Raw genomic sequence first — 6,133 nt, 5'->3', positions numbered from 1 at the left:
GATCAACAAGAAGACGTGGGCAAAATCGTGGCCACCAACGGGCACCTACCTGACCGCCAGCGGGCAGTCCTTATTGGCCGTCAGCGGGCACTTTCGTGGCCACCCATGGGCAGTTTTTCATGGCCGTCGACAGACAGTCGAGTGGGTCGTCAAGAATGATGACATAGGCGAAAGCCGCACGATGGTCTTCACCCTTCGAAATGCAAGTAAATACCAACGCCGAAATAAGATCGATGATGCCCGTCAATTTGTCTATCACGTCAATCCGCCGCTCAACGACGATTAACGACGATCAATTCTGACAGAGAATCGACTAGATCCACCGTCAGGTGTTCGCATTTGTAGAGGCCGGTATCAATTGAAGCAGCCGGTATGTGACCTTGGTCTCACCGATAACCTCATTCAAGACGCTTGTTGCTTCGATCAACGCGTCATACCGTGCGTGGATCGTGGGGTTAGGCATCTGCCGAGTCACCACCGCGGAAACTGCGCCTTCGTATACGTCATCGGCAGACCCTTTCAAACCGAAGGTTCGTCGCCCCGAATCGTAAGCGACTAGTTCCATCTCTTCGCGAATTGATGTCACTTCTTCATCCGGCACGAGGCGGGTCAGCATCAGCTTAAGAAATCCGAGGCGTTCGGACGACATCGCCTGAACGGTATACCCAAAATTCACGCTGGCAGCCGCGACCGATACATCCGCGCCTGTATCAGCTAACCCGGAAACAAACTTTCGGAAACTTTTCGCGGCCCGTGGCCCTAGATCCCTTAATTGCTCCGATATGGCCTCGCGCTCAAGGTTCGGGTCAAGCAGGGCTATAAGGTGCTTTGTCGAATCAGCAAATAGTGAATCCCCGAACAAAGGCTCAAAGTTTCTAGACCCAAGTTCAATCACGAAGCTTGCAGCGGATAGTGCAAGGACATCGCTCGCAACACGACTGGCGATTTCCTTCGGTATGCGTCCCTTCGCATTGACTTCCCCGGAACCCAAGCTCATGCCAAAGTTGTCATACATGCGTTGCGCGAGTACGAGAATTTCGCCTACCTGTCGGGTAGGTGCTTCGGTACGAAGGACATCGGCGTGGTCAATCTCTAGACGAAGGCGGGTCCGGTTCTCCTGCTGCGCCTTAAACGCCAGCACTTCTGGACTGTCTGCAGGTGTGACGGTCGCTGTCTCAAGTTCAAGCCGAAAATTCTCGCCTGGTAGCCAATCCTCTGGGATGTCTTCGGAACTGATCAGCCGCGCGACATCGCGAGCGGAATTCGAATCTTCATCACTGTCAGTCAGGTCAACCCGATACACAATCGATTCCGGGAGCACGAATGCTTCACGTAGTGGCCAGGCACCAGAACGTAGAACGTTGAGGCGCGCTTGCGACAGCGGCACGTACAACCACGTGTCTCCATCGTCTTGCTCATTCGCCCACGCCACTAAGTAACGTTGGTCAGTGATCGAGCGGCACGTGAAGACACGTGGCCCGTCGTAGTAGACCAGCGTTTCTTCCATGAGCAGTTCACCCAGAACTGTGCCGCTGGGCAGCCAAGTCATACGACGACCTCGAAGTCACTTGCCGGCTTCTCGCCTTCGGGTAACCACCAGGTGTGGTGACTCGCGCCCGCTCGGCCCGGGGTGTGTTTCATCAGGCCGATGCCGGTCGTGTCGCCGTGCGCGATGGCCTTCCTCCGCATCGGGCCGCACGAATCACGAAGGTTGATCGCCTCGTCACGATCCGCGAGAACGCTAAGCCCCGCAGCCTGACAGTCATCGGTCCAGTTCTTTCCTCGCTTGAAGCGTTTTCCTAACTGGAACAGCCTCAGATTACTCAAGAAGTCGTCGTCTTGCGGAGGTGCAGCGTCGACTATTCGGTAGAAGAAGCCTTCAGCTGGCGACGCATCAGCAGGCGGACACGAGTCCGGGAAGTGCTCAGGCCACTCCGCCAACCGACTCTCCTTCATGGGTTCCAGTATCACAGGGGCAACCGACAACTGAAGTCCTCGATTACCTGATGCGCACTGTACGAGGTGGATGCTCAGACGTGACCACCGGTTACGCATTTGAGACCTGCTAGCGTCGGTGTGCACTCACGAGGTTCACTACGTTCCCGCTATCCGTCGTCGTGCCCATCGCCCAACGCAGACATTGCGTCGGCGTGGTCGTCCTCGAATAGGTGGGCATAGACCGTCAGCGTCGTGGTGACCTTCGCGTGGCCGGCCATCTTCGCGATCTCCAGCGGTTGGATGCCTGCAGCGACGCACAATGACACGTACGTATGCCGAAGGCTGTGGAACTTCAAATCCGCTGGCAGGCTGGGCGTGAGGCTGTCCCGCTGCCCAGCGATCCGGTTCGCACGCAACACGGCAGGCCTGAACACGGCCTTGTAGAACGTCTGGTGCCGCAGCAACTCGGTCCAGTCGAGCGCCAACCGGTCCTCCGCCTCGGACACATCGAGGGCAGCCAGGGCGTCCGCTTGTCGGCCTGCCTTCGCCTTGGCTGACTCCGGCTCGTCGCTGCGCTTGATGCCTGTCGGCCGCTCCGCAACCAGCCGCATCGCCGGGAACAGTGGTGCCGTCGGCTCACTCCGACGCGGGTGCTCCGCAAGGTAGTCGCGTAAAAGGTCCACCGTTGCCGGAGTCAGCGGTACGCGGCGGCGACTGCCTCGGGTCTTGGGCGCGACGTAGCTGGCGACCCCGTCGATCACCTGCACCGTCCGCTCCACGCGCAACGTCCCCGGCTTCTGGCGAGCATTTGGGTTCAGCGAATGCTCCGGGAGCTCAACGTCCCCGACCTGTAGCCCGGCCAACTCCGCAGCTCGCAGTCCTGCCCATGCTGCGATGTGGACGTAGATAATGAATGGCCAAGGCGTTGCGGCGACGAGCGCGGCAACCTGAGTCGCAGTGAGGAACTGCGCAGGGTCATCGACCGTGCCCGCACCTCCACCGCTTGCGCTGTGCTCGGAGGGTAGGCGCACGTAGTCAGCGGGGTTACTCGTCAGCCGGCCATCCACCACCGCCTGTGCCAGCACCATCCGCACCAGGAAGTAGGCATGGCGCACCGTGGATGGCTTCTTACCCGCGTCTGTCAGCGCCTGCACCCACTCTGAAATACGTTCGCGCTTAATCGCATTGATCGGGTATCCACCGAACACCGCATCAATGCCCAACTCTCCCATGTCGCCGTGGCGGTCTTCTGCTGGCGCAAGCGCGTACTCATAGCCACGCCGCGTCGTCGTCTTCAGGTCGTGGCGGCTGTCAAGCCATGCCGAGGCTGCGGTGCGGAATGTGACGTCACCCGACCTCGGGTCAAACGTAGTGCCGCGACGCTGGTTGAACTCGACAGTCGTGGCGTAGGCGTCAGCCTCCTTGCGAGTACGGAAACCGCCCTTGGTCCGGTGCTTGCCATCCGGCGTCCGCCACTTGACCTTGTAGTAGGGCCTTCCATCTTTGCTTGACGTGAACTTTCGTACGGATGCCATTGTTACCCAATACCTTCCCGATTCAAGATGCGTCGAACGCTGCTGTAGTGCCAGCGGTATCCGCCGCCTGGCGTCGGGATTCCGATTGAATCGAGGTGGTTGGCGATTGCCTTCGGCCCCATCCCCTCATCCCTGCGCATGAGGATGATCTCGTCAATCACCGGGCGCGGTATCTTGCTTGGCCTGCCGAGCTTCTTACCCTCGCGTCGTGCACGCGCCAAGCCCTCCTTGGTGCGCACGCTGATGCGCCGCCGTTCCTCTGCGCCAACCGCGAGCCGAATGTCAGCGGTCAGTCGCTGGCTGGGGTCTCCGCTGTTCGCACCTTCACAGTCCATCAGGAGCCAACCGTTCTCGTCGGCATGCTTGTAGAGCTGTGCAGCGTCGAGTTGGTCGCGGGTTGCACGATCCAGCGCCCGCACCAAAAGCACGTCCGCCGTACCCGCGTCCAACGCTTGGATCGCGACGGCACGCCCGTACATCTGCTCAGCCTTGGTTCCGCCGATGACATCGCTTGTGACAGTGAGTAACTGATGCCCATTGGAAGCGCAATAGTTCTCCAATGCTTCGCGCTGCGCACGCAATCCGTACCCATTGGCGTCCTGGCTCGCCGTACTCACGCGCACGTATCCAATCACTCTGAGCGGCAACATGTCTCCACTCTTCTCAGCAACTTGTCCACTGCCCGAAGTGTTGACCTCCGCGTGAGTCTGTTCGACTGCTGCGCTTGCGTTTGGCCGGCTTGGCGGTGTGGGGCGTCCTGCCATGGCGCGGCGCAGTGCTGCTGTTCGTTCCGCTGTGCTCACGTTGATCTCCTATTGAGGCTTGGCCGGCCATCTGCGAAGCGCCTGGTCAGTGGGCGTCGGAACGGTAAACGGTCGTATTGGGGTTTCCGACGCCTCCGACGGTACGCCAGCCATCACGGAGAGACGGAGCCGAAAGTTGTTCATTGGGGCCATATTCCATGCATTCTCGATGCCTGCGCGCAGTTCTCGCGCTCTCTGCCCGGTCGGAAGTACGCCTGAATGGCGGGTAGCTCCAACGCTCCCCATGTTGAACCCATTCTCGGGCTCCGAGGGTGAGTACGCGCTTTCAGCCCCGGAGAATGGCGATGGCCTTCTGCTGCGTCGGTGCCGCGTTGTGAGTGGCTGGCAGCGTTCAGAGCCGAGGCGGGTGCTTGCGAGGGGGTTATCGACTGGCAGTCGAAAACGAGGCTCATCCCTGATATAAAGGAACAACAACGCATTTGGGCTACCTCGTTCTAAACCTGACTTGACCTGGAATCAATCGCGAATCGCGACTACTCCTGCGTTTCCGACGCGCGCACGTATCCCCCTCTCTTACCGCTACTACTTCTAGGGAGTTCTAGGGGATACTGGGGGCGTCTGGATGTGTGCGGTACCTCCAAATCATCTGACTACAAACGAAACCCAGGCACCCAGGAGACTCAGAAGTCCCTAGAACCCCTAGGTCGAGAGAGGAGAGAACCGAGGGATTCTAGGGCGCATCGGCGCTCTACTGGCCATTTTCTACGTGCTGCCTTTGTCGCTTTGCGGCTTGATCCGTCCTGACAGCGCCCAAGTCCAGTGATCAATTCGACTTCCACCTTCCACGCGAACAGGTGTCTTCACTACGCCAATCTTGTTGGCAGCGTTAGTAACTGTTTTCTCACTACACCCAGCCTCGGCTTGGACCATCTTGCGAACCTCCTTTGCGTCCACAGGGCCAGCGGCCAGAATCTCCCGGATTAGTCGTTCAGCCTCATCACGGGCTGGCGCTGCTTTCCGTGCATCACCCTTGGCTCCATCTGCACCAACGAGTTGGTCAGCGCTCTCGTCTAACAGACCGGCCCACAGCACTATCGGCGAATCTGGATCGCTCGAACTCGACACCAGTTGATAGCCAAGCGTTTTCGATGCGGGTGCCAGGTTTCCTTTCGTCAGTGCCAACCCATAGCGCGCCTCGGTGTTCTCCCGGTCCTCACTCGGCGAAAGCTTCGCAGCCAGTAGCACCGATCGCGCCAGCGCGGTGTAAGCGATGGAACCACCACCCCGGTGTTTCGCGCTCATTCCGGTCCCTTTGTTCAGGTGCCGGACCAACACGATCGCCGCGCCTGTCTGCTCTGCCACGTCCGCCAACGTCATCAACGCCTTGCGGTTCGCGGTATCGCTTCCTGGTTTCACGGCGTCCGACATGAACGCGCTGATCGGATCGATGATGACCAGCCTTGCGTCTACCTCCTCGATTGCCCGACGTAGCTTGTCCACATCGTCTGGAATCAGGAAGGGAATTGGTCGGCCTTCGTTGTCGCGAGGCCTCGCCATGGTCGACAAACGGTCGAGGTCCGCCCCGGCTGCTATGAGCCGAGGAACCACAGTGTCCGCGAGGTCGTCCTCTACGCCGACAAGCACTATGCCAGCGGGCTCAGCAAGGCCTTTCTCATTCCGACTCTCGTCCTCGCCAACAACTGACCGTGGCCACGGTCCACCATTGCTGACCATCGCCGCCCACATCAAGGTCATGGTCGACTTTCCGACGTCAGGCTCACCCTCAAAGATCGTAAGCTTCCTGATCCGTCCCGGTGTTTCCGGAGGGTTGGTCTCAAGGGAGAATGAAACCTATGGCAGCGGCAGGATCGAAGCGGTACTCGGCTGAGCTGAAGC

6 protein-coding genes are annotated in these 6,133 nt (G+C 59.4%); 1 reads left to right on the top strand and 5 read right to left on the bottom strand.

All coding sequences use genetic code 11. The annotated features are described in order from the left end of the window. Nucleotides 1–286: hypothetical protein (locus ABZW74_RS23550; RefSeq protein ID WP_355279807.1), on the top strand; the 286-nt coding region annotated here is incomplete at its 5' end. A gap of 39 nt (nt 287–325) precedes the next feature. On the opposite strand, the gene ABZW74_RS23545 is transcribed toward ABZW74_RS23550, so the two are convergent. The 5 genes from ABZW74_RS23545 to ABZW74_RS23525 form a co-directional block, all read right to left on the bottom strand. Continuing rightward, nucleotides 326–1,549, bottom strand: a complete 1,224-nt coding sequence (locus ABZW74_RS23545) for a DUF6575 domain-containing protein (protein ID WP_355279804.1) — start codon at nt 1,547–1,549, stop codon at nt 326–328. Continuing rightward, the gene (locus ABZW74_RS23540) at nt 1,546–1,956 is read right to left on the bottom strand and encodes a hypothetical protein (RefSeq protein WP_355279802.1); all 411 of its coding nucleotides are present in this window, start codon (nt 1,954–1,956) and stop codon (nt 1,546–1,548) included. Before ABZW74_RS23540 ends, ABZW74_RS23545 begins: the two co-directional genes overlap by 4 nt. Before the next feature lie 149 nt (nt 1,957–2,105). Next, nucleotides 2,106–3,473, bottom strand: coding sequence for a tyrosine-type recombinase/integrase (locus ABZW74_RS23535; RefSeq protein ID WP_355279799.1), 1,368 nt, complete (start codon nt 3,471–3,473; stop codon nt 2,106–2,108). A 2-nt stretch (nt 3,474–3,475) separates the two neighbouring features. Next, nucleotides 3,476–4,276: a recombinase family protein gene (locus ABZW74_RS23530; RefSeq protein WP_355279796.1), complete on the bottom strand. Its 801-nt coding sequence runs from the start codon at nt 4,274–4,276 to the stop codon at nt 3,476–3,478. 723 nt (nt 4,277–4,999) lie between these two features. Then, complete coding sequence (locus tag ABZW74_RS23525) at nt 5,000–6,028, bottom strand: AAA family ATPase (RefSeq protein ID WP_355279809.1); 1,029 nt, start codon at nt 6,026–6,028, stop codon at nt 5,000–5,002. Between the last annotated feature and the right edge of the window lie 105 nt (nt 6,029–6,133).

The organism is Gordonia sp. NPDC003585, from assembly GCF_040610755.1.
Classification (GTDB): Bacteria; Actinomycetota; Actinomycetes; order Mycobacteriales; family Mycobacteriaceae; genus Gordonia.
The sequence above is the reverse complement of the archived record's forward strand: the minus strand, read 5'-3'. Positions and strand labels throughout refer to the sequence as shown.

What these genes read in the sequence shown, in the direction of transcription:
- ABZW74_RS23545 (WP_355279804.1), bottom strand. Translation starts at nt 1,549, where the DNA reads ATGACTTGGCTGCCCAGCGGCACAGTTCTGGGTGAACTGCTCATGGAA.
- ABZW74_RS23540 (WP_355279802.1), bottom strand. Translation starts at nt 1,956, where the DNA reads ATGAAGGAGAGTCGGTTGGCGGAGTGGCCTGAGCACTTCCCGGACTCG.
- ABZW74_RS23535 (WP_355279799.1), bottom strand. Translation starts at nt 3,473, where the DNA reads ATGGCATCCGTACGAAAGTTCACGTCAAGCAAAGATGGAAGGCCCTAC.